Source organism: Variovorax sp. YR266, from assembly GCF_900107295.1.
Classification (GTDB): Bacteria; Pseudomonadota; Gammaproteobacteria; order Burkholderiales; family Burkholderiaceae_C; genus Variovorax.
Genome location: NZ_FNPM01000004.1, coordinates 481,118 through 501,360, shown reverse-complemented (window position 1 = coordinate 501,360; position 20,243 = coordinate 481,118). Strand labels below are relative to the sequence as shown.

The 20,243-nt window shown below is 67.2% G+C and carries 23 protein-coding genes; 4 read left to right on the top strand and 19 right to left on the bottom strand.

Translation table 11 applies throughout. The annotated features are described in order from the left end of the window. Positions 1 to 6: 6 nt before the first annotated feature. The 16 genes from BLW48_RS14215 to hpaR form a co-directional block, all read right to left on the bottom strand. Positions 7 to 210 (bottom strand): hypothetical protein, encoded by a 204-nt coding sequence (locus tag BLW48_RS14215; RefSeq protein WP_176928761.1) that lies wholly within the window; start codon positions 208 to 210, stop codon positions 7 to 9. Between the two features lie 196 nt (positions 211 to 406). Further along, on the bottom strand, positions 407 to 1,396 hold the full coding sequence (locus tag BLW48_RS14210; protein ID WP_093175589.1) for a 2-dehydropantoate 2-reductase: 990 nt from the start codon (positions 1,394 to 1,396) through the stop codon (positions 407 to 409). An 18-nt stretch (positions 1,397 to 1,414) separates the two neighbouring features. Then, a complete protein-coding gene (locus tag BLW48_RS14205; RefSeq protein WP_093175586.1) occupies positions 1,415 to 2,206 on the bottom strand; it encodes a class II aldolase/adducin family protein in 792 nt (263 codons plus the stop codon). Positions 2,207 to 2,225: 19 nt separating this feature from the next. Further along, complete coding sequence (locus BLW48_RS14200) at positions 2,226 to 3,218, bottom strand: Bug family tripartite tricarboxylate transporter substrate binding protein (RefSeq protein WP_093175584.1); 993 nt, start codon at positions 3,216 to 3,218, stop codon at positions 2,226 to 2,228. Between the two features lie 32 nt (positions 3,219 to 3,250). Next, positions 3,251 to 4,996 (bottom strand): dihydroxy-acid dehydratase, encoded by a 1,746-nt coding sequence (ilvD, locus tag BLW48_RS14195; protein ID WP_093175581.1) that lies wholly within the window; start codon positions 4,994 to 4,996, stop codon positions 3,251 to 3,253. Between the two features lie 37 nt (positions 4,997 to 5,033). After that, positions 5,034 to 5,504 carry a nuclear transport factor 2 family protein gene (locus tag BLW48_RS14190; RefSeq protein ID WP_093175579.1) on the bottom strand — a complete coding sequence of 157 codons (471 nt, stop codon included), beginning with the start codon at positions 5,502 to 5,504 and terminating at the stop codon, positions 5,034 to 5,036. A 25-nt stretch (positions 5,505 to 5,529) separates the two neighbouring features. Then, positions 5,530 to 6,351: a 4-hydroxy-2-oxoheptanedioate aldolase gene (gene hpaI, locus BLW48_RS14185; RefSeq protein ID WP_093175575.1), complete on the bottom strand. Its 822-nt coding sequence runs from the start codon at positions 6,349 to 6,351 to the stop codon at positions 5,530 to 5,532. Positions 6,352 to 6,366: 15 nt separating this feature from the next. After that, positions 6,367 to 7,170 (bottom strand): 2-oxo-hept-4-ene-1,7-dioate hydratase, encoded by an 804-nt coding sequence (hpaH, locus tag BLW48_RS14180; RefSeq protein ID WP_093175574.1) that lies wholly within the window; start codon positions 7,168 to 7,170, stop codon positions 6,367 to 6,369. A 13-nt stretch (positions 7,171 to 7,183) separates the two neighbouring features. Further along, complete coding sequence (locus tag BLW48_RS14175; protein ID WP_093053323.1) at positions 7,184 to 7,591, bottom strand: 5-carboxymethyl-2-hydroxymuconate Delta-isomerase; 408 nt, start codon at positions 7,589 to 7,591, stop codon at positions 7,184 to 7,186. A gap of 13 nt (positions 7,592 to 7,604) precedes the next feature. Beyond that, on the bottom strand, positions 7,605 to 8,432 hold the full coding sequence (locus tag BLW48_RS14170; protein WP_093175571.1) for a DODA-type extradiol aromatic ring-opening family dioxygenase: 828 nt from the start codon (positions 8,430 to 8,432) through the stop codon (positions 7,605 to 7,607). Beyond that, entirely contained in the window at positions 8,429 to 8,764 is a 336-nt protein-coding gene (locus BLW48_RS14165) for an aromatic ring-opening dioxygenase subunit LigA (protein ID WP_093175568.1), read from the bottom strand. Before BLW48_RS14165 ends, BLW48_RS14170 begins: the two co-directional genes overlap by 4 nt. Positions 8,765 to 8,767: 3 nt before the next feature. Then, positions 8,768 to 9,742 carry a tripartite tricarboxylate transporter substrate binding protein gene (locus tag BLW48_RS14160; protein ID WP_093175565.1) on the bottom strand — a complete coding sequence of 325 codons (975 nt, stop codon included), beginning with the start codon at positions 9,740 to 9,742 and terminating at the stop codon, positions 8,768 to 8,770. Beyond that, positions 9,739 to 11,202: a 5-carboxymethyl-2-hydroxymuconate semialdehyde dehydrogenase gene (gene hpaE, locus BLW48_RS14155; RefSeq protein WP_093175562.1), complete on the bottom strand. Its 1,464-nt coding sequence runs from the start codon at positions 11,200 to 11,202 to the stop codon at positions 9,739 to 9,741. Before hpaE ends, BLW48_RS14160 begins: the two co-directional genes overlap by 4 nt. Beyond that, positions 11,199 to 11,972: a fumarylacetoacetate hydrolase family protein gene (locus tag BLW48_RS14150; RefSeq protein WP_093175559.1), complete on the bottom strand. Its 774-nt coding sequence runs from the start codon at positions 11,970 to 11,972 to the stop codon at positions 11,199 to 11,201. The genes hpaE and BLW48_RS14150 overlap by 4 nt, the downstream gene beginning before the upstream one ends. Then, positions 11,969 to 12,595 (bottom strand): fumarylacetoacetate hydrolase family protein, encoded by a 627-nt coding sequence (locus tag BLW48_RS14145; protein ID WP_093175556.1) that lies wholly within the window; start codon positions 12,593 to 12,595, stop codon positions 11,969 to 11,971. The genes BLW48_RS14150 and BLW48_RS14145 overlap by 4 nt, the downstream gene beginning before the upstream one ends. Continuing rightward, positions 12,592 to 13,029 carry a homoprotocatechuate degradation operon regulator HpaR gene (gene hpaR, locus BLW48_RS14140; RefSeq protein WP_093175553.1) on the bottom strand — a complete coding sequence of 146 codons (438 nt, stop codon included), beginning with the start codon at positions 13,027 to 13,029 and terminating at the stop codon, positions 12,592 to 12,594. The genes BLW48_RS14145 and hpaR overlap by 4 nt, the downstream gene beginning before the upstream one ends. A gap of 99 nt (positions 13,030 to 13,128) precedes the next feature. On the opposite strand from hpaR, the gene radA reads away from it, so the two are divergent. Beyond that, entirely contained in the window at positions 13,129 to 14,520 is a 1,392-nt protein-coding gene (radA, locus tag BLW48_RS14135; protein WP_093076715.1) for a DNA repair protein RadA, read from the top strand. A gap of 50 nt (positions 14,521 to 14,570) precedes the next feature. Here radA and BLW48_RS14130 read toward each other — a convergent pair whose 3' ends face one another. Continuing rightward, positions 14,571 to 14,894: a hypothetical protein gene (locus BLW48_RS14130; RefSeq protein WP_256216748.1), complete on the bottom strand. Its 324-nt coding sequence runs from the start codon at positions 14,892 to 14,894 to the stop codon at positions 14,571 to 14,573. A gap of 82 nt (positions 14,895 to 14,976) precedes the next feature. On the opposite strand from BLW48_RS14130, the gene BLW48_RS14125 reads away from it, so the two are divergent. Continuing rightward, entirely contained in the window at positions 14,977 to 15,414 is a 438-nt protein-coding gene (locus tag BLW48_RS14125) for a glycerate kinase (protein WP_093053349.1), read from the top strand. Here the strand turns inward: BLW48_RS14125 and BLW48_RS14120 are convergent, their stop codons facing one another. Continuing rightward, a complete protein-coding gene (locus BLW48_RS14120) occupies positions 15,415 to 16,359 on the bottom strand; it encodes a LysR family transcriptional regulator (RefSeq protein ID WP_093175550.1) in 945 nt (314 codons plus the stop codon). 191 nt (positions 16,360 to 16,550) lie between these two features. Here BLW48_RS14120 and BLW48_RS14115 point away from each other — a divergent pair, with 191 nt between their 5' ends. Then, the gene (locus tag BLW48_RS14115) at positions 16,551 to 17,870 is read left to right on the top strand and encodes an MFS transporter (protein WP_093053355.1); all 1,320 of its coding nucleotides are present in this window, start codon (positions 16,551 to 16,553) and stop codon (positions 17,868 to 17,870) included. 33 nt (positions 17,871 to 17,903) lie between these two features. Beyond that, positions 17,904 to 19,115 (top strand): M20 aminoacylase family protein, encoded by a 1,212-nt coding sequence (locus tag BLW48_RS14110; RefSeq protein WP_093175548.1) that lies wholly within the window; start codon positions 17,904 to 17,906, stop codon positions 19,113 to 19,115. 12 nt (positions 19,116 to 19,127) lie between these two features. Here the strand turns inward: BLW48_RS14110 and BLW48_RS14105 are convergent, their stop codons facing one another. Further along, complete coding sequence (locus tag BLW48_RS14105) at positions 19,128 to 20,129, bottom strand: recombination-associated protein RdgC (protein WP_093053361.1); 1,002 nt, start codon at positions 20,127 to 20,129, stop codon at positions 19,128 to 19,130. Between the last annotated feature and the right edge of the window lie 114 nt (positions 20,130 to 20,243).

Sequence of the window (20,243 nt, the reverse complement as noted above, 5' to 3'; positions counted from 1 at the left end):
CAGGGCCTATTGCTCACGGTCGTCGCCGGGGTGACCGAGTTGGTTCTTGGCCGAGCGCACGCCCCGCAAGACAAGGTACAGAGCGCCGCCGCCAACCAGCAGAAAGCCGGCCACAGCCAGGCCGCCCATGCCGAAGGCCCACCACCAGAACAGGCCGCTGATGGGCAGCAGCACCAAGGCCACCAGAAGTTCGATGAAGATCAAGCGCATCTATCTGTCTCCCCCTTCGCTCAAGCACGCATATAGCCTTGTTGGTGTGTAAGAAATCGCTACGTGCATTCGAATGGCGAGAGGATAGCCCAAGAAGAAAAAAGGGTGTACAGGGTTCTGCAGACGCTGCATTTGCAGTCTGCGGACCGAACCTGTGCGCCGCCTGACCTTGGATCCCGGTGCGCTGCGCCGGCGCTCAGTAAAGCCCGAGTTGCCGCGTTCTCAGGCGTGCCAGCCCCAGCAGCGCATCGGTGAACGGCGTTGCCACCGCCGTCAGCTCGCCCAGTTCGCGCACCACCGTTACAAGCGCATCGAGCTCCACCGAACGCCCGGCTTCCACGTCCTGCAGCATCGAGGTCTTGAACGCCCCGAGCTTCATGGTGATGGCGTGCCGGTCTTCCGGGCTCTGCGTGATCTCGATGCCGATGCGCCGCCCGATCTCCTTGGCCTCCAGCATCACCGCCGAGATGAAGCCGCGCACGTAGTCGTCGCCCATGATCAGGTCGGTGGTGCAGCCGGTGAGCGCGCTGATCGGGTTCACCGTCATGTTGCCCCACAGCTTGAACCACACGTCCTTCTGGATCTGCGGCGACAGCGTGGTGTCGATGCCGGTGCTCTTCAGCAGCTCGACCAGCTTCTGCACGCGCGGCGTGGCCTCGCCCGAAGGCTCGCCAACGATCAGCCCGTTGCCGAAGTGATGCCGCACCACGCCCGGCCCGTCGAGCGAGCAGCTCGCGTGCACCACGCAGCCGATCACGTTGCGCGACGGAATGGCCTTGGCAATGGCACCGTCGGGGTCCACCGCCGCGAGCCGGTGGCCCGTGATCTCGCCGCCGAAGCCGCCTTCGAGGAACCACCACGGCACGCCGTTCATCGCGACCAGCACGATGGTGTCGGCGCCGATCAGCGGCCCGATGCGTTCGGCAACGGCGGCCAGGGCCGGCGCCTTCACGGCGATGACCACCAGGGCCTGCACGCCGAGCGCCTCGGGGTCGGCCACGGCGTTGACGGGCACGCGCGTGCGCACCTCTCCACCCGCGCTGCCGCGCATGAGCGACAGGCCGTCGCGCTGCAATGCCTCGAGCGTGGCGCCGCGTGCCACCACGTTCAGGCGCTGGCCCGCTTGCGCGAGGCCGACGCCGATCCATCCGCCGATCGCGCCGGCGCCGTAAATACAGATCTTCATGGGTTCAGTCGCTTCGGTTCAGTTGCGGTACGAGGGGTCGATGCGGTCCACCTGGCGGACGAGCGCATTGAACACATCCTGCCCGGCGCCATGCTCGGGGCTGAACTGCAGCGCGTCGCGCGTGCAGCGCTGCGCGATCTCCTCGCTCACCGGAATCGCCTGGCCCATCGAGAAGGTTGCCATCTGGATTTCGCAGGCGCGCTGCAGCGTCCACAAAATCGCAAAAGTCTGCGGCAGCGTCTGCCCCCAGGCCAGCAGGCCGTGGTTACGCAGGATCACCGCGTTGCGGTCGCCGATGCTCTTGAGCAGGCGCGGGCCTTCGTCGGCATGGATCGTGATGCCCTCGAAGTCGTGGTACGCCACCATGCCGTGCAGCTGGGCGGTATAGAAATTGGTCTGCTGCAGCCCGCCCTGCAGGCAGGCCACGGCCACGCCTGCGGTCGTGTGCGTATGCATCACACAGTGCGCGCCGGGCAGGCCGTCGTGAATGGCCGCGTGCACCGTGAAGCCGGCCGGGTTCACCGGGTAGGTCGAGCCGTCGAGCACCTTGCCGTGCAGGTCGATCTTCACCAGGTTGCTGGCCGTGACCTCGCTGTAGTGCAGGCCGAAGGGGTTGATGAGGAACTGCTTCTCGCCACCCGTCACGCTGTCGGGCAGCCGCACCGTGATGTGGTTGTAGATCATCTCGACCCAGCCCAGCATCGCGAACACGCGATAGCAGGCCGCAAGCTCTTCGCGCGCGGCGCGCTCGTCGGGGTGGATCGAGGGATGGACCAGCGCCGAGGGTGCTGGAGTGGCGAGTGTGTTCATGGCAGTTCCTTCATGTGTTTCAACCTTCCGCGGTGAAGCCGACTTCCTTGACGATCGGCGCCCACTTGGCGGTGTCTTTCTTGAGCAGTTCGGTCAGCTCGGCCGGCGTGGAAGACATCGCTTCCAGTCCGAAGGTGCCGAGGCCGTCGATCACGTCCTTCTGCGCCAGCGCGTTCTTCATGGCCGTGTTCAGCTTCGCCACCAGTTCGGGCGAGGCCTTGGCCGGCAGGAAGAAGGCGAACCATTCGCTGTGGGCCATGTCCTTGATGCCCTGCTCGCCGAAGGTCGGCACGTCTGGCGCGAAGCGGCTGCGCTTGGAGCCCGACACGCCCAGGATGCGCACCTTGCCCGACAGCAGATGCTGCGTGATGTCGCCGATGGGCCCCGACACCGCCGAGATGTTGCTGCCCAGCAGGTCGAGCATGGCCGGCTGCGTGCCGCGGTAGGCCGCGTGCTTCAGTTCGACGCCGCCCTTCTGGCCCAGCAGCGCACCGATGAAGTGCGGGGTGGAGCCGGCAGCGGGCGAGCCGAAGTTGGCGCCGGCCGGGTTGGCCTTGGCCCAGGCCAGGAACTCGGGCACGCTCTTCACGCTGGCCGGCACGGCCGGGCCCACGGCAAAGCCGAAGTCGAAGATGCAGGCCAGGCTCACCGGCGTGATGTCGACCATCGGGTCGTACGGCAGCTTCTTGTAGATGTGCGGGTAGATCGTGAGGATCGAGGTCGGCGTCTGCAGGATGGTGCTGCCGTCGGCCGGGCGGCTCTTCACGTAGCTCACGGCAATCTGGCCGCCCGCGCCGGTGCGGTTCTCGACCACCACGGTCTTCGCGTAGTCCGGGCTGAGCCTCGTCGCCAGGCGCCGGCAGGTGGTGTCCGACGTGCCGCCGGCCGCGAAGCCGGTGACGATGGTTGCGGTCTCGATGTTCATCGCTTGCGCGAAAACGTTCTGGCCAAGGCTGGCCATCAAGGCCGAGGCGCTGGTGGTCTGCAGGATCTGGCGGCGCGTGAAGCTCATGGTGTCTCTCTCCGGACGTTGGTTATGGAGGGTCAAGACTCGTCGCGCAGCCAGGTGACCGCGCCCGAGTGGGTCACGGCGCCCTGGTGGGCAGGGCGCACGGTGAGCGCGTATTTTTCCAGCAAGCCACCTCGGGCGACCCCCACGTTTACCTCACGTCCGGCGAGCCGCGCCGTGATTTCTTCAGCCGTGAGTTCGACCGTGATCGAGCGTGCGTCAGCCCGCGCGTCGATGGCGATCACGTCGCCGTCGCGCAGCGCCGCAATCGGGCCGCCGTCCGCGGCTTCAGGCCCCGCGTAGCCAATGCACAGGCCGCGCGTCGCGCCCGAGAAGCGCCCGTCGGTCAGCAGCGCCACCTTGTCGCCCATGCCCTGGCCGTAGAGCAGGGCGGTGATGCCCAGCATCTCGCGCATGCCGGGGCTGCCCCTGGGGCCTTCGTTGCGGATCACGATCACGTCGCCGGCCTCGTACAGCCGGTTCTGCACAGCGGTCTGCGCTTCTTCCTCGGAATTGAAGACGCGCGCCGGGCCGCGAAACACCAGGCCCTTGAGCCCCGCCGTCTTGAGCAGGGCGCCGTCGGGGCAGAGGTTGCCCTTGAGCACCGCCAGCCCGCCGTCGCGCGTGATCGGGTTGCCGGCCTCGCGCACCACGCGGCCGTCGGGCGCCAGCGCACCAGCCAGTTCCTCGGCCATCGTGCGGCCGGTGAAGGTGAGCGCGTCGCCATGCAGGAAGCCCTGCTCCAGCAGCGTGCGCAGGATGACGCCCGCGCCGCCGATGTAGAACACGTCGCGCGCCAGGTACTGGCCGCCCGGACGCAGGTCGGCGATGAGCGGCGTGCGCGCGAAAACCTCGGCCACGTCGTCGAGGTGGAACTTGATGCCCGCCTCGTGCGCAATCGCCGGCAGGTGCAGCGCCGCGTTGGTCGAGCCGCCAGTGGCCGACACCACGGCGCAGGCGTTTTCCAGCGCCTTGCGTGTGACGATGTCGCGCGGCAGCGGGTTGTCACCCATCACCGCCTTCATCAGCGTCTTTGCGGCGCGGCGCATCAGCGGCGCGCGTTCGCTGAACACGGCTGGCACCATGCTGGAGCCGATGGGCGCCAGGCCCAGCGCTTCCGACACCATGCCCATCGTGTTGGCCGTGAACTGCCCCGCGCAGGCGCCGGCCGTGGGCAGGCAGGCGCGGCTCATTGCGTCGAGTTCGTCGTGCGTGGCGGTGCCGGCCAGCACCTTGCCGATGGTCTCGTAGGTGTCGACCACGTTCAGGTCGCGGCCCCGTACTTCTGGATGTGGCCCCGGCATCTGGCCCGGCAATGCCGAGCCGCCGTGCACGAACACGCTCGGCACGTTGCAGCGGACCATGCCCATCATCAGCCCCGGCAGGTTCTTGTCGCACGCGCCGATGGCGAAGATGCCGTCCCACTGGTGGCCGCGCGTGGAGGCTTCCACGCTGTCGGCGATCAGCTCGCGCGAGATCAGCGAGAAGCGCATGCCCGAATGCGCCATCGTCAGCCCGTCGCTGATCGACACCACGGGGCATTCGTGCGGTGTGCCGCCGCCGGCGTAGATGCCGGTCTTGGCATGCTGCGCCTGGTCGCGCAGGTTGAGGTTGCACGGGCTCATCTCGCCGCCCGTATGGAACACGCCGATGTGCGGGCGCGCGATGTCCTCGTCGTCCTGGCCCAGCGCATGGAGAAAGCTGCGCGTGGTCGCGCGGATCGTGCCCTCGCGAATGGTGGCGGAGCGAAAGCGCTTGGTGGGGTCGGTGGGCGTGGTCATCAGGCTGGCGTTGGCTGCTGGCTGGATTGCGGACGGGTCAGAACATGCCGTTCTTGTTCGCGGCGGTCTCGGGCACGGGCTGCACCACGTCCCAGTGCTCGACGATCTTTCCGTTCTCCAGCTTGAAGATGTCGACGATGGCGCTGCCGCGCGTGCCGGGCTCGCGCACTGCGTTCACATGCAGGATCACGTAGTCGCCGTCGACGAAGCTGCGCTTGATCTCGCTCTTCGAGTTCGGAAACTTCTCGCGCAGGAACCCGATGAACTTGCGAAAGCCCTCGGGGCCGTCGGCCGCCGTGGGGTTGTGCTGCACGTAGCGGTTGCCCACGTACTGCAGGGCCGCGTCGGCATCCTTCTGGTTCAGGCCCTTCTCGTAGAAGGCGAGCACGGTCTGGCGGTTGGCTTCCTGCTGGGCGGTGGGGCCTTGCTTGCCGGCGCCCATGGGTGCACAGGCGGCGAGGAACAAGGTGGCTGTCGCGGCCATGGCCGCCAAAGTCATGCGTTGCATCAAGGGTGCTCCGGTGTGAAGGAAATCAGTAGCCGTTGGGCGAGGCCACGCCCGGTGCGGCCTTGTACTTTGCGAGCAGCTGCTTTGCCGCCGCCGCCAGCACGATGGTGTCCACGCCCACCGCCACGAACAGCGCGCCGGCCGCAAGCCACTTGCGCGCCTGCTCCTCGGTGGTCGACAGGATGCCCGGCGCCTTGCCGGCCTTGCGGATGCGCGCGATGGCGTCGGCGATCACGGCCTGCACCTCGGGGTGGTTGGGTTGGCCCACGAAGCCCATCGAGGCCGACAGGTCGGCCGGCCCGATGAATACGCCGTCCACGCCCGGCGTGGCCGCGATGGCGTCGAGGTTCTTCATCGCCTCCACCGTTTCGGCCTGCACCAGCAGGCAGGTCTGCGCGTTGGCTTCGTGCAGGTAGTTCGGGTAGGCCTGCCAGCGCGAGGCACGCGCCAGCGCGCTGCCCATGCCGCGGATGCCTTCGGGTGGGTAGCGCATGCCCTGCACCAGCCGCGCGGCCTGCTCGGCCGTGTCGACCATCGGCACCAGCAGCGTCTGCGCGCCGATGTCGAGGTACTGCTTGATCAGCGTGGTGTCGCCGACCGGAATGCGCACGATGGGGTGCGAGCGCTCCGACTCGGCCTGCGCAGACCACGCGCTGGAGATGCCCTGCAGTTGGGCGAGCACCGAGCGCACGTCGTTGGGTGCGTGCTCTCCGTCTACCAGCAGCCAGTCGTAGCCGGTGCCGGCGAGGATCTCGGCCACGTAGCCGTCGGCCAGTCCGACCCAGAGGCCGATCTGGGGCTTGCCCGCTTGAAGGGCCTGCTTGAAGGTATTGATGGGTGTTTGCATGGCGTCTTTCTTCTTTCAGACAAGGCGGAACGAAATGGCGCCGAGCGGGCCGTAGTCGGCGTGGAAGGTGTCGCCCGGCACGGCAGTGGTGGGCCGCGTGAACGAGCCGGCCAGCACCACTTCGCCGGCCTCCAGGCATTCTTCCCACGGCGCCAGCTTGTTCGCGAGCCAAGCCACGCCGGTGGCCGGATGGTTGAGCACGGCCGCGGCCACGCCCGATTCCTCGATCACGCCGTTCTTGTAGAGCAGCGCGCTCACCCAGCGCAGGTCCACTGCATCGGGCTTCACCGGCCGGCCGCCCATCACGATGCCGGCATTGGCCGCGTTGTCGGAGATGGTGTCGAACACCTTGCGCGGCGCCTTGGTGTGGCGGTCGAACTGCTCGATGCGCGCGTCGATGATCTCGATGGCGGGCACCACGTAGTCGGTGGCGGCCAGCACGTCGAAGATGGTCACGTTCGGCCCCTGCAGCTTCTTGCCGAGGATGAAGGCCAGCTCCACCTCGATGCGCGGCGCGATGAAGCGCTTGAACGGAATGTCGCCGCCCTGCTCGAAGAACATGTCGTCGAGTAGCGTGCCGTAGTCGGGCTCGTCGATCTGGCTGGACTGCTGCATGGCGCGCGAGGTGAGGCCGATCTTGTGGCCGCGCGCGACGCGCCCTTCGGCGATCTTGTTCCTTACCCATTCGCGCGAGATGGCGTAGCCGTCCTCGATGGTCATCTCTGGAAAGCGCTTGGAGAAGTGCTCGACCTGCACGCGCGACTTCTCGCTTTCGTGCAGTTCGGCGGCCAGTTGGGCGATGGTGGCTTGGGAGAGCATGGACTGGCTTCGTTCAGGTCTTGTTGAACAGGGGATGCAGGTTGCTGTGCTTGCCGTCGTACACCTGCCCCGGGCTTTCGTCGATCTGCAGCGTGATGCCGATGTGGCGCTTCTCGAAGATCGGCGCGAAATGCGCGCGCACGTCGGCCAACAGTTCGTCGCCGGCTTTCTTCTTCACCGCCTCCGAGCGCCCCGCGGCCATGCGGATGTTGAGGTACACGAAGGCGTAGTCGGCCTTGCCGTCGGCCACCGCGTAGTGCGCGGCAGGGTAGGCCAGCACGCGCGTGCCGCCGATGGGGAACACCGGCTTGTCGGCCTCGTCGCGCTGCTTCAGCATGGTGTCGGCCAGCGTGCGGCACAGCGCCGACATGTCGGTCTCGGTTTCGATGTTGGGCGTGTAGAGGATCACGAGATGGGGCATGGGTGCTCTCCGTTCATTCCACCGACATCGTCGCGGCAGTGCATGTCACCGCGAAGATCGGGATGGCCTTCATGTGAAGAATCTCGCCCTTGCCGCGCGCTGCCGCGGCCACGCTGATGAAGGTGCGGATCTCGAAGCCGCCCTGGCCCGCTTCGCGGTAGGTGGCCTCGTCGCCGTAGTCGTCCTGCGAGAGCAGGCCCTCGCGGTCGTTGGCGCACCAGCGCTTCATGAACTCGGCGTCCCACGCGGCATTGACCTTGCCCGAATCGGGCGTGGCGGGCCAGTGCGAGATGCCGCCCGTTCCCACCAGCGCGATGCGCTCGGGCGCCTTGTCGCAGGCGCGGCGCAGCGCCTCGCCGAAAGCCCAGGCGCGGTACAGCGGCGTGAGCGGCGGGCCCTGGCAGTTGATGTTGACGGGGATGACCTTGGTGTCGAACTCCGGCGTGAGGAAGTTCAGCGGCACCATGATGCCGTGGTCGAACTTCCACTCCTCCGCGTAGGCCACGTCCACCGTCTGCATCACCTCGCGGATCAGGCGCTGCGACAGCGCGGCATCGCCAGGGATCCTGTGCTTCTCGATGCCCAGCCACTTCGGGTCTTCGATCGGGCCCTCGTAGCTGTCGGCCATGCCGATCGCATAGGCCGGCATGTTGTTCATGAAGAAGTTCGCGAAGTGCTCGGCGGCGATCACGATCACCGCGTCGGGTTTCGTTGCACGCATCGCTTCGCCGAAGCGGTGGAACTGCGCGTGGAACTCGTCCTTCACCGCCGGGTCGGCGAGATGTGCGCGGCCGGTGATGCCGGGGGCGTGGCTGCACACGCCTGCGAATACGAGGCTCATACGCCTGCCACCTTCTCGTCGGTTCCGGTTGTCATGGCGTAGATGCCGGCGCGCACCGGGCCGTACTTGCGCACGCCTTCGCGCATGGCTTCGAGGTAGTCGGCCCATGGAATGCCGAGCAGCGGTGCGAAGTGCATCAGCAGCTGGCCATTGCAGCCGAGCACGTAGAGCTTGCCGATGTCGCCGGTGTCGATGGCCTCGCGCTCTTCATCGGTGAAGTCATAGGCGCTCAGCAAGGCCGCGCGCGTCTCGCCACCTTCGGCATAGCGCCGCTGCACTTCCTGCTCGCGATTCAGCGCGAACAAAAATTTCTGCATCGCATAGAGGCTCATCGTTCAGCCCTCCACCTGGATGTTGGCCCTGCGGATCACGTCGCCATACTTCGCAATCTCGCTCTGTATGAAAGCCGCAAAGCGCTCCGGCGTGCCCGACAGCGACGCGATGCCTCCCTTGTGGAAGGCCTCCGTCACCACCGGCCCCGCCAGCGCGCGGTTCACTTCGGCGTTCATGCGCTGCACCACGGCGTCGGGCGTGCCCGCGGGCGCCAGCAAGCCGTTCCACGAATTGGACTCGATGGACACACCCTGTTCCGCCAGTGTGGGTATGGCCGGTGCGTACTGCGAGCGCTGCGCCGTCGCCATGCCAAGCGCGACGAGCCTGCCGTTCTGGATGTGGCTGCGGAACTCGGGCCAGTTGCCGAACATCATCGTCACCTGTCCGCCGAGCAGGTCGGTCAGCGCCGGGCCCTGGCCCTTGTAGGGCACGTGCACGATGTCCAGGCCCATCTGCAGCTTGAGCATTTCGCCCGACAGATGGGCCGAGGTGCCGTTGCCGAAGGAGGCAAAGCTCAGCGTGCCGGGCTTCGCCTTGGCTGCGTTGCGCAAGTCGGCGAGCGTCTTCAGGTCGCTGGCCGGATGCGTGGCGAGCACGTGTTCCGACATGCCCATGAGAGCGACGGGGCGCAGGTCTTTCTGCGTGTCGTAGGGCAGCTTGCGGATCAGCGTCTGGTTGGCCGTGAAGCTGTTGGCCACGCAGACGAGGGTGTAGCCGTCGGGCGCGGCCTTGGCCGCTGCATCGACGCCGATCACCGTGCCTGCGCCGGGCTTGTTGTCGACGATGACGGGTTGGCCCAGCGTCTTCGACAGCTCGACGCCGACGAGGCGCGCCACGAAGTCGGTGGTGCCGCCGGGCGTGAAGGGCACGATCACGCGGATCGGCTTGTTGGGCCATGTGCCCTGTGCACGCGCCAGCAAGGGCAGGGCCGCGAATGCGGCCGCGCCTTGCAGCAGCGTGCGGCGGCGTGTGCTCACGCCACGCCCCAGTGCGGAATGTGATGCGAGCCCAGCGACACCGCCACGTTCTTCGGCTCGCAGAACACCTCGTAGCTCCAGGTGCCGCCTTCACGTCCCGTGCCCGAGGCCTTGGTGCCGCCGAAGGGCTGGCGCAGGTCCCGTACGTTCTGGCTGTTGACGAAGCACATGCCGGCTTCCACTGCGGCGGCCACGCGGTGCGCCTTGCCGATGTTCTCGGTCCACACGTAGCTGCTCAGGCCGTACTGGATGTCGTTGGCCAGGCGAATCGCATCTGCCTCGTCCTTGAACGGAATCAGGCAGGCCACGGGGCCGAAGATCTCGTCCTGCGCGATCTTCATGCGGTTGTCGACGTCGGCGAACACGGTGGGCACCACGTAGTTGCCCTTCTTCACGCGACCGGGCAAGTTGCTCGGCGCTTCGAGGCCGCCGCACAGCAGCGTCGCGCCTTCCTTCGGACCCAGCTCGATGTAGCTGCGCACCTTGGCCAGGTGGGCCTGCGAGATCATCGGGCCGACGATGGTCTTCTCGTCGAGCGGGTCGCCCACGGTGATGCGCTTGGCGCGCTCGGCGAACTTCGCCGCGAAGTCGGCGTAGATCGACTGCTGCACCAGGATGCGCGAACCGGCCGTGCAGCGTTCGCCGTTGTTGCTGAAGATCATGAACACGGCCGCGTCGAGCGCGCGGTCGAGGTCGGCGTCGTCGAAGATCACGAAGGGGCTCTTGCCGCCCAGTTCCATGCTGAACTTCTTCAGGCCCGCGCTCTTCACGATGCGGTTGCCCGTGGCGGTGGAGCCGGTGAACGAAATGGCACGCACGTCGGGGTGCGCCACCAGCGGTTCGCCCGCTTCCTTGCCATAGCCGTGCACCAGGTTCAGCACGCCGGGCGGAATGCCGGCTTCGAGCGCCAGCTCGCCCAGGCGCGCGGCCGTCAGCGGCGAGAGCTCGCTCATCTTCAGCACGGCCGTGTTGCCGAAGGCCAGGCAGGGCGCGACCTTCCACGTGGCCGTCATGAAGGGCACGTTCCACGGGCTGATGAGCGCGCACACGCCCACCGGATGGAACAGCGTGTAGTTCAGGTGCGTGGGCGTGGGGTAGGTGTGGCCGTCCACGCGCGTGCACATCTCGGCGAAGTAGTAGAAGTTGTCGGCCGCGCGTGGAATGAGCTGCTTGCCGGTCTGCGCGATCACCTGGCCGCAGTCGTTGGTTTCGGTCTGCGCGATCTCGGGCACGTGCTTGGCGATCAGGTCGCCGAGCTTGCGGATCAGCTTCGCGCGCTCGGGCGCGGGCATGCCGGCCCACTTCGGAAAGGCTTCCTTCGCGGCAGCCACGGCCGCATTCACTTCGGCTTCGCCGCCCGAGGCGACCTCGGCCAGTACTTCCTGCGTGGCGGGGTTGACGGTTTCGAAGTAGTCCGTGCCGGCCACGCTCTTGCCGGCGATCAGGTGATCGACTCTCATGCTTTTCCTTGAATGGTGTTCTGAAGCGCGCCGATGCGCTCGATCTCGGTGACGACGACGTCGCCCGGCTGGCAATCGACCACGCCGTCAGGTGTGCCGGTGAGGATCAGGTCGCCCGGCGACAGCGTCATGAAGCGGCTGAAGTACTCGATGAGGAAGGGCGCGTCGAAGATCATGTCGCGCGTGCTGCCTTGCTGCGTGACGGTGCCGTTGACGGTGGTGCGCAGCGCGAGCGCCATGGGGTCGGGCACGTCGGCGGCGTCGACGAACCACGGGCCCAGTGGCGTGCAGGTGTCGCGATTCTTCACGCGCAGGTTGGGGCGATACCAGTTCTCGAGGTAGTCGCGGATGGCATAGTCGTTGGCCACCGTGTAGCCGCCGATGAAGTCGTAGGCATCGTCGCGCTTCACGTTCTTCGCGGTCTTGCCGACGACGATGGCGAGCTCGCATTCGTAGTGCATGAACTTCACGTCGGCCGGGCGGTGCGTGTGCTGGCGGTGGCCGATGAGCGTGCTCTGGCCCTTGACGAACACCAGCGGTTCCTCGGGTGCCTTGAATTCGAGTTCCTTCGCGTGGTCGGCGTAGTTGAGGCCGAGCGCGAGGATGGTGCGGGGGCGTGCAGTTGGCGCGAGCGGGGGCAGCCAGGTGAGCTGGTCCTGCGGCACGATGCGGCCGTCGCCCAGGCGCACGGCAGCGTCTTGCTGGCCGTTGAATTCGTGGCTCGTGCCGGTGTGCTCGCGGCCTTCGAAGATGACGCGTGCGTGCTTCACGCGGCTTCCTTCACCAGCGTGTTGCTCAATGTCTCGAACCCCGGCGCGGAGATGTCGATGCGATCGCCGGCGCGGGCCAGCGGGCGGCCGTGACCGCAGCCGAGCATCAGCACGTCGCCGTGAGCGAGCGTCATGAAGTCGCCGACGTCGGCGAGCAACTGCTGCGCCGGCCGCACGAGCTGCGAGAAGTCGATGGACTGCTTCAGATCGCCGTTGATGCGCACCTCGACGCGGAAGCTCGCGGGGTCGGCAATCTCTTGCGCGTCGCGCAGCACGGGGCCGATGCCCAGGAAGCCGTCGACGCACTTGAACTTCACCGGTGGGCGGAAGAAGCTCGCATGCGGTATCGACAGGTCGTTCATCAGCACGAAGCCTTCGACGTCGCCCTCTGCGCCGATCACCATGCCGATGCTCGCGCCGATTTCCACCTCGGGCACCGCAGCCGGCACTGTGATGGCGCTGCCGTGCGGGCTCCAGGTGTTGGCCGTCTTCACATAGAGCACGGGTGCCTTCGGCGGCGCCTTGTAGGGCGCCTGCGTCATCTGCGGCGCGAGCGCGTCCACTTCGGCGCGGAAGTTCAGCAAGGTGCCGTACACCGTGCCTGTGGGCAGGAAATGGCTCATGGCGAGGGTTGCTCCAGTGCGATCAGTTCGTCGAGCAGCTCGTAGAGCTGCGTGAGCTTGGCCTTGCCGAGCGACTTCTCCATCCACTCGTAGTGCGACTCGATGCTGGTCGACAGCCGCTTCACGAGCTTCATGCCGTGCGGCGTGGCCTCGACCACGGTGCGGCGCTGGTCGGCCGGATCGCGGGCGCGGGTGATGAGGTTGTCGCGCTCCATGCGCGCGAGCACGCCGGTAAGGCTGGGGCCGAGGATGAAGGCCTCTCGCGCGACCCGGCCGGTATCGACCGCGCCGTGTTCGCCCAGCACGCGCAGCACGCGCCATTGCTGATCGGACAGCGCGTGCTCGCGCAGGCTGGGCCGGGTGTGGGCCATCACGGCTTCGCGGGCCTGCAGCAGCAGGCGCGGCAAATTGCGGTGCGTGAATGTCGTGCTCAAGGCTTGTCTCTTCCGAAATTACTTAACATGTTAAATGATTGGCCGTTTCTTTCCAAGGCACCGGGCATCAGGGTTTGTGCGGACACCTAAACTCGCCGCATGGCCAAGGACAAAACACTTTTCGTCTGCAGCGAATGCGGCGGCACCAGCCCCAAGTGGCTCGGCAAATGCCCGAGCTGCGGCGCCTGGAACACACTCATCGAGCAGGTCGCGGGCGCGGGCAACGGGCCAGCCAACAACCGTTTCGGCACGCAGTTCGCGTCACTCGCGGGCGCGTCGGAGCTCGCGACCCTTTCCGAAATCGAGGCGACCGACATCGCGCGTACCCCCACCGGCATCGACGAGCTCGATCGCGTGCTGGGCGGCGGCATCGTCTCGGGCGGCGTCACGCTGATCGGCGGCGACCCGGGCATCGGCAAGTCGACGCTGCTGCTGCAGGCGGTCGATGCGTTGCAGCGCGCGGGGCAGAACGCGCTGTACGTGACGGGCGAGGAAAGCGGCTCGCAGGTGGCGCTGCGCTCCAGGCGGCTCGGCCTCGATCACTCGCAGGTGCAGGTGCTGGCCGAGATCCAGCTCGAGAAAATCATCGCCACGCTCGACGCCACGCGCCCGGCCATCGCGGTGATCGACTCGATCCAGACGGTTTATTCAGACCAGCTCACCTCGGCCCCCGGCTCGGTGGCGCAGGTGCGCGAATGCGCGGCGCACCTCACGCGCTTTGCCAAGACCAGCGGCACGGCCGTGGTGCTGGTGGGGCATGTGACTAAAGAGGGCGCGCTTGCCGGCCCGCGCGTGCTCGAGCACATGGTCGACACGGTGCTGTACTTCGAGGGCGACACGCATTCGAGCTTTCGCCTCGTGCGCGCCATCAAGAACCGTTTTGGCGCAGTCAATGAGATCGGCGTGTTCGCCATGACCGAGCGCGGCCTGAAGGGCGTGACCAATCCGAGCGCGATCTTCCTGAGCCAGCACCCCGAGCCGGTGCCCGGCAGCGTGGTGCTGGTCACGCTCGAAGGCACGCGGCCGATGCTGGTGGAGATCCAGGCGCTGGTCGACAACGGCGGGCCCAGCCCGCGCCGCCTGTCGGTGGGCCTGGACCGCGACCGCCTCGCCATGCTGCTGGCCGTGTTGCACCGCCACGCGGGCGTGGCCTGCATGGACCAGGACGTGTTCGTCAACGCGGTGGGCGGCGTGCGCATCAGCGAACCTGCGGCCGACCTGGCCGTGATGCTCGCCATTACGTCGAGCCTGCGCGGCAAGCCGCTGCCCAAGGGCTTCATCGCTTTCGGCGAAGTGGGGCTGGCCGGCGAGGTGCGACCCGCGCCGCGCGGGCAGGAGCGTTTGCGTGAAGCGGCCAAGCTCGGTTTCAGCGTGGCCGTGGTGCCCAAGGCGAATGCGCCGCGCAAGGGTACGAAAGAGATCGAAGGTTTGACGATCCACGCCGTCGAACGCATCGAAGAGGCGATGGACGTGGTCCGCCGCCTCGATTGACCGTCGGGAAAAAATGCCCGGCGCGCCTGTGACGCGCCGGGCTACCCTCCCTATCCCCCGATGTGTGTCGTGAACGCCGGTCCGCTGCTGGGTACGCATTGGCCGCTGCCCAACGTGGCCGGGTTCATCGTGTACTGGCATCCCGGGTCGCCGCTGCGGCTGCCGGTGGCGTTCGCCATGCCGGTGCCTTGCGAGCCTGCGACCCGGGTTGCCTCTCCCTGAAACTGTTCGCGGCCGTCCATGCTGCTGATCGCCGTGCCGACGAGGGTGAGACGAACGAAGGTGACGGAACGCGGGATGGTCATACGCTTTTCGGTGGCCCGGGCTTGCTGTGCCCGTGAAGCGAAATGTGCCGCGTGGCGCTCGCGTGCCATGCGCTTTTCGAGGTGAGTACCGTCCAGCGCGCCCAGGGGTAGTCAGGGCCGCTACTTCGGCGCCCGCCCCGGGGCGGCGACAATGCGCGCCATGGATTTCAAGAAACTTCTGGTGCCCGTGGGTGCCATCCTTCTCCTGGGGCTGGCCTGGCGCAGCGGCGGTTGGGGCGGTGTTGCCCTGGCCGGCGGCGCGATCGTGATGTTCTTGCTGCTGCACTTCAACCGCGCGATGCAGGTGCTCAAGCGCGCGGCCGAACGGCCGGTGGGCTATGTGGCCAGCGCCGTGATGCTCAATGCCAAGCTCAAGCCGGGCGTGACGCTGATGCACGTGATCGCGATGACGCGCGCCCTCGGCGAGCTGCGCTCGCCCAAGGACGAGCAGCCCGAGCACTACCGCTGGACCGATGGCGGCGGCTCGTATGTCGATACCGTGTTCAACGGCGGCAAGCTGCAGAGCTGGACGATGACGCGGCCCGAAACGGCGCCCGAAGACGACAGCACGCAGACCCCCGCGGCCTGATCAGCCCGCGCCCGCCTTGCGCCTTGGCTGCCGCCAAGGCGGATTCGCTTTCGCATGGTGGCGCGCCTCCTTCACGAATTCGGTGCACACGTGCGTCATGAGGTCGGCCGAGCGGTAGACCAGGAACACGTCGAAGTCCGGCAGCGCATCGGTGATCGACAGCTTTTCCAGCAGGCCGGGCTGCAGCCGCAGCGGCCCCGCGCCGTGGAAGACGAAATCCGACCACATGCTGACCAGGTCGGTCTGCGTGGCCAGCTGCAGGCCCAGCAGGTTCGAGGCGCTGTGCACCATGCGCCTGGGCATCTCCAGGCCGTGCAGGCGCATCGTGCTCACCAGCGGGCTGCCGGCGTCGTCGACGGGGTCGAGCACCAGCCAGTCGGCGTCGAGCAGCGGCTGCAGCTTGCGCACGCGCCGCAGCGGATGGCCGGCGCGCACCGATAAATGCATCGCCACTGAGAAAAGCGGCTCCCACTGGAGGGCGCTGGTGCCCGGCCCGTTGCAGGTGGAGACCAATCCCAGGTCGAGCCGGCCCTCGCGCAGGCCTTCGAAGATCTGCTGCGGCCGCAGCTCGAAGCCGCGCATCGCCACGTTGGGAAAGCGCTGGCGGAACGAAGCCATCGCATCGGGCAGCGGCCCGCTCGATGCCACCGCGGTAAAGCCGATGTTGAGCTGCGCCTCGTCGTGCCCGCGGATCGCTTCGATGTCTTCGAGCGCATGCCGCAGTTCCTGCTCGACAAGGCTCGCGCGCTTGACCAGCGCCACGCCGTAGGGGGTGAGGCTCACGCCGCGCGTGGAACGCGACATCAGCGTCACGCCGAGTTCGCGCTCCAGTTCCGAAATGGTCTTCGACAGCGCGGGCTGCGTGGTGTGCAGGCTGCGCGACGCCTCATGGATGCTGCCGTGCTGTGCCACCGCCAGCAGAACGCGCAACTGTTGCAGCTTCATCGTGGTGCCGATCTCCCGAAATAAGGCGTCCTGAGGGTTGTCCCGATGGCTTCCGGTGCCTGTTTATGACGGGGATGCCGTTTGGTTATCAGCATGAAAATATGTGATTCTTTGCCGCAGCGCTTTGCCTGAATACTCCGCCGCCAGAGGCCGATCCGGCCCCCCGCAACCTGTTCGTGGAGTGACATTAGATGAGCGAAGCCGCATTGCCCGCAAGCCCGATCCGGGGCCCTTCACCAGCCGCCGCTACTGCCGTGCAAGGCAAGGGAAGGCAGAGCCAGTTCCGTTTGATCGCCGCCTGCTCGCTGGGCAATGCGCTGGAGATGTACGACTTCACCGTCTACAGCTTCTTCGCGCTGCTGATCGGCAAGCTGTTCTTCCCCTCCGACAGCCCGTACGGCTCGCTGCTGCTGGCCGTGGCCACCTTCGGCATCGGCTTCGTGATGCGGCCGCTGGGCGGCGTGATCATCGGCAACTACGCCGACCGCAAGGGCCGCAAGGCCGCGATGACGCTGACCATCGGCCTCATGGTGCTCGGCACGCTGTGCATCGCGTTCGCGCCCAGCTATGCGTCGGCCGGCGTGTTCGGCTCGCTGATGATCGTCGCGGGCCGGCTGCTGCAGGGCTTCTCGCTGGGCGGCGAGGTGGGTGCGGCCACCTCGATGCTGATGGAGGCCGGAGGCATCAAGGGCCGGGGCTTCCGCGTGAGCTGGCAGTTGGCGAGCCAGGGTGTGTCGGCGCTGCTGGGCGCGCTCACGGGCGCCGCGCTGTACGCCGCATTGCCGCAGGCGTCGCTCGAAAGCTGGGGCTGGCGCCTGCCGTTCCTGCTCGGCCTGCTGATCGCGCCGGTGGGCCTGTACATCCGCTCGCAACTGGAGGAAACGCACGTTGCCGAAAGCCACGAGTCCAGCCCCATCGGGCGGCTGATGCGCAACCACGGCGGCCTGGTGCTCAAGGGCATCCTCGCCACCACGGCGGGCACGGCGACGATGTACCTCGTGGTGTTCTTCATGCCCACCTACATGATCCGCGTGCTGCACATGCCGCCGTCGCTGTCGCTGCTGTCGGGCTGCGTCACGGGCATCACGCTGTTCGTGGTGTCGCTGGTGGCGGGGCGATTGGCTGACAGGCTGCCGAACCGCAAGCCGCTGGTGATCGGCTCGCTGCTGTTCAGCGTTGTCGCCGTCTACCCGGTGTTCTGGATCATCAGCCATTACCCGAGCGTGCCGCTGGTGCTGGCGCTGTCGGCACTGCTGACAGCGAGCGTGAACATCGGCACCACGCCGATGTTCCTGATGCTGCTCGAGATGCTGCCGGCCGGCGTGCGCGCCAGCGGCATCTCGGTGATTTACAGCGTGGGCGTGACGGTGTTCGGCGGCTCCTCGCAGTTCATCGTGACCTGGCTGCTCGCGAAGACGGACAACCCGATGTCGCCGGCCTTCTACATGATGGTCTGCGGCGTGCTGAGCCTGTGCGCGCTGCTGAGCCTGCGCGAACGCAAGGCCGATTGATCGAAGAACTTCACCGAGAGCGAACCCTTTCACATGACCCGCGAACTCAGCCCCCAGACCACGAAGCTCCTGTCGCGCCTGCTCCCCCAGGCCGACGTCGACACGAAGGCCTTCGTCGACATCCGCCGCCAGATCCACGCCAACCCGGAGCTCGGCTTCGAGGTGAGCGCCACCAGCGAACTCGTTGCGAACCTGCTGCGCAGCTGGGGCTACGAGGTGCACACCGGCATCGGCAAGACCGGCATCGTGGCGCAGCTCAAGCTCGGCAGCGGCACGCGCCGCCTCGGCATCCGCGCCGACATGGACGCGCTGCCCATCATCGAGGCCACCGGCCTGCCGTATGCGAGCCGAAACCCGGGCCGCATGCATGCCTGCGGGCACGACGGCCACACGGCGATTCTGCTGGCCGCGGCCAAGGCGCTGGCGACGGCGCGCAACTTCGACGGCACGCTGAACCTGATCTTCCAGCCCGATGAAGAAAACCTCTGCGGCGCGCGCGCGATGATCGCGGACGGCCTGTTCGAGCGCTTCCCCTGCGATGCGGTGTACGCGCTGCACAACGCGCCGGGCGTGCCGGTGGGCACCGTGCTGGCGGTCGAAGGCCCGGTCACGCTGTCGTCCGACGTGGCCGACGTCACGATCAAGGGCGTGGGTGGACACGGTGCCATGCCGCACCGCGCGCGCGATCCCGTCGCGGCAGCTGCGGCGGTGGTGACGGCGCTGCAGACCGTGGTGGCGCGCAACGTGGCGCCTGACGACACGGCGGTGGTGTCGGTCGGCTTCATCCGTGGCGGCGCCACGCACAACGTGATTCCGCAGTCGGTGTCGCTGGGGCTGAACGTGCGCGCGGCGCAGCCCGAGACGCGCGCGCTGGTCGAGCAGCGCATCCGCGAGATCGTGAGCCTCACCGCGCAGGCGCACGGCGTGGAGGCCGAGATCGACTACCGCCAGCTGGTGCCGCCGGTGGTCAACACCGCGGCCGAGACGCAGCTGATGGCGCAGGTCTGCACCGAGCTGGTGGGCGAGGAGAACGTCATCACGAAAGTGCCCCGGGGCTTCGCGGGCAGCGAGGACTTCGCGTGGATGCTCGATGCGTTGCCGGGCTGCTATCTGCTGCTCGGCAACGGGGAGGGCGAGTTCGGGGGCTGCATGGTGCACAACCCCGGGTATGACTTCAACGACCAGGTGCTGCCGCTTGGAGCCGCATGCTGGGTGCGGCTGGCGCAGACCTACCTGGTCGCCTGAGCCATTGCGGCCTTAGAACGGCGCGTCTTCTTCCTCGGGCGCATCGGCAGGCACGGTCGTCGTCGGTGCGGCTGCCACAGCGGGCTTCTGCGCTTCGTCGGGCAATGCCGCCGAGAACGCTGCCTCGCCGCCCAGAGCATCGAGCAGCGCCGGCACCAGCTGACCCAGCTCGCCCGTGGCAATCGCCACATCTGCGTCGAAGTTGTCTTCCTTCTTGCCGCCCGCGGCGCCGTCGCCCGTGCCTTCGAGGAAGGTGATCTTGCGGATCAGCATGCCGTGCGTCAGCTCGAAGGACACGCGGTCGTCCCACGTCAGCGCGAGCCGCGTCGGGCGCTTGCCGTCGGTGATGTGCTGCTTCACCTCGTCGATGTCCAGCGGGTGCTTGGCGTAGCGCACCACGGCCTTGGAGTCGTCGGAGGCCTTGAGCTCGCATTCGCGGTCGATGGTGAAGCCGGCCGGCGGCTCCTGCGTCAGCAGCCAGTTGGCCATGGCGGCTGCGGGCTCGATCTGCGTGTTGATGAGGGCCACGGCAAAGCCGTCGAGCGACTTCACGAGGCTGGTGACCACTTCGTCGGCGCGTGCGGCGTTGCCGCTGTTGATCACGAGGCGGTTCTCGGCCTTGTCGATCCACACCGCCACGCGTGCACTGCGCGTGAAGGCCATGGGCAGCAGCTCCAGGGTGATGTCTTCCTTGAGCTCCTTCTTTTCCTTCTTGCCGGGCTTGCGGCCGGTGGTGGCTTCGATCTGCGCGCAGCGCTCGTCGAGCTTGCGGCGCACCACGGAGCCGGGCACGGTCTTGCTCTCGATCATGTATTCGACCAGCCACTGGCCGTCGATGGATTCGACCAACGGGCCGTTGGCTTCGCCGCGGGGCTCGACCCAGCCGGCGGACTTTTCCTGCGAGGGGCCGCAGGGCTCGAAGCGCTGCTTGCCGAGCCCTTCTTCCGCCTCGGCCAGTGTTTGGGACCAGGCAGGTTCGATGCGATAGACGATGACGTTCTTGAATACGGACACGGAAACCCTTTTTCCACTGGTTTGCACAACCGGCCATTGTCGGGCACCCCGTTCCGGCCCCGGCCGTAAAATCGAAAGCTTTTGCGACTTCCCCCGTCGCACCCCACCCCCACA

Bases quoted from the DNA above. Each gene is read 5' to 3' on its own strand.
- BLW48_RS14215 (WP_176928761.1), bottom strand. From the start codon at position 210: ATGCGCTTGATCTTCATCGAACTTCTGGTGGCCTTGGTGCTGCTGCCC.
- BLW48_RS14210 (WP_093175589.1), bottom strand. From the start codon at position 1,396: ATGAAGATCTGTATTTACGGCGCCGGCGCGATCGGCGGATGGATCGGC.
- BLW48_RS14205 (WP_093175586.1), bottom strand. From the start codon at position 2,206: ATGAACACACTCGCCACTCCAGCACCCTCGGCGCTGGTCCATCCCTCG.
- BLW48_RS14200 (WP_093175584.1), bottom strand. From the start codon at position 3,218: ATGAGCTTCACGCGCCGCCAGATCCTGCAGACCACCAGCGCCTCGGCC.
- ilvD (WP_093175581.1), bottom strand. From the start codon at position 4,996: ATGACCACGCCCACCGACCCCACCAAGCGCTTTCGCTCCGCCACCATT.
- BLW48_RS14190 (WP_093175579.1), bottom strand. From the start codon at position 5,504: ATGCAACGCATGACTTTGGCGGCCATGGCCGCGACAGCCACCTTGTTC.
- hpaI (WP_093175575.1), bottom strand. From the start codon at position 6,351: ATGCAAACACCCATCAATACCTTCAAGCAGGCCCTTCAAGCGGGCAAG.
- hpaH (WP_093175574.1), bottom strand. From the start codon at position 7,170: ATGCTCTCCCAAGCCACCATCGCCCAACTGGCCGCCGAACTGCACGAA.
- BLW48_RS14175 (WP_093053323.1), bottom strand. From the start codon at position 7,591: ATGCCCCATCTCGTGATCCTCTACACGCCCAACATCGAAACCGAGACC.
- BLW48_RS14170 (WP_093175571.1), bottom strand. From the start codon at position 8,432: ATGAGCCTCGTATTCGCAGGCGTGTGCAGCCACGCCCCCGGCATCACC.
- BLW48_RS14165 (WP_093175568.1), bottom strand. From the start codon at position 8,764: ATGAGCCTCTATGCGATGCAGAAATTTTTGTTCGCGCTGAATCGCGAG.
- hpaE (WP_093175562.1), bottom strand. From the start codon at position 11,202: ATGAGAGTCGATCACCTGATCGCCGGCAAGAGCGTGGCCGGCACGGAC.
- BLW48_RS14145 (WP_093175556.1), bottom strand. From the start codon at position 12,595: ATGAGCCATTTCCTGCCCACAGGCACGGTGTACGGCACCTTGCTGAAC.
- radA (WP_093076715.1), top strand. From the start codon at position 13,129: ATGGCCAAGGACAAAACACTTTTCGTCTGCAGCGAATGCGGCGGCACC.
- BLW48_RS14130 (WP_256216748.1), bottom strand. From the start codon at position 14,894: ATGGCACGCGAGCGCCACGCGGCACATTTCGCTTCACGGGCACAGCAA.
- BLW48_RS14125 (WP_093053349.1), top strand. From the start codon at position 14,977: ATGCGCGCCATGGATTTCAAGAAACTTCTGGTGCCCGTGGGTGCCATC.
- BLW48_RS14120 (WP_093175550.1), bottom strand. From the start codon at position 16,359: ATGAAGCTGCAACAGTTGCGCGTTCTGCTGGCGGTGGCACAGCACGGC.
- BLW48_RS14115 (WP_093053355.1), top strand. From the start codon at position 16,551: ATGAGCGAAGCCGCATTGCCCGCAAGCCCGATCCGGGGCCCTTCACCA.
- BLW48_RS14110 (WP_093175548.1), top strand. From the start codon at position 17,904: ATGACCCGCGAACTCAGCCCCCAGACCACGAAGCTCCTGTCGCGCCTG.